The organism is Adlercreutzia rubneri (assembly GCF_009755265.1).
GTDB classification, from domain to species: domain Bacteria; phylum Actinomycetota; class Coriobacteriia; order Coriobacteriales; family Eggerthellaceae; genus Adlercreutzia; species Adlercreutzia rubneri.
This window is the reverse complement of the sequence record NZ_WPOO01000061.1, coordinates 1-589: the sequence shown is the minus strand read 5'-3', so window position 1 is coordinate 589 and position 589 is coordinate 1. Positions and strand designations below refer to the sequence as shown.

1 protein-coding gene is annotated in these 589 nt (G+C 64.2%); it reads right to left on the bottom strand.

What is annotated here, in order from left to right; genetic code table 11:
• A partial coding sequence (locus GO707_RS11885) for an FAD-binding protein (protein WP_157013095.1) occupies positions 1-589 on the bottom strand: 589 nt, incomplete at both ends.

Genomic DNA, 589 nt, shown 5'->3' with positions numbered 1-589 from the left:
AGCCCAGGCGGTTCGTACCCATCTTATGGCCTGCCTGCTCGCCGGCCGCGAACAGGCCGGGGATGGGCGCGGCGTCGCTATCGAGCACCTGCGCGTCGGTATTGATGTGCAGGCCGCCCATGGTGTAGTGCACCGACGGCTTGTACGCCAAGATGTAGTAAGGGCCGCCCTCGATGGGATTGAGCGCCGCGCGGTAGTTGAAGTCGGGGTCGGCGCCGTCCTTGCAGTAGCCGTTCCACTTCTCCACGGTCTTTTGCAGCTCAGCGGCATCGATGCCGAAAGGTTCGCACGCCTCGGCGATGGTCTCGCCCTTCGCCAGCTGGCCGCGCCCGAACAAGCCGTCCATCTCGGCCGCGTTCACCGTGGCGATGTCGGTGTGGTCGAGGCCGTCCTGGCTGAAGATCATGTAGCCGATGCCGTCCGTCTGCTCCTTGATGGCGTTGGAGATGACGTCGCGGCGTTCCATCTCCTCGACGAAGCGGTCGCCTTCCTTGTTGACGCAGATGGCTCGATTCTCCAGGCGCATGTTGCCCACGTACAAGAGGGCGCCCGTCTGCGTGTCGCAGGTGGGATACGTCTGGATGTACTG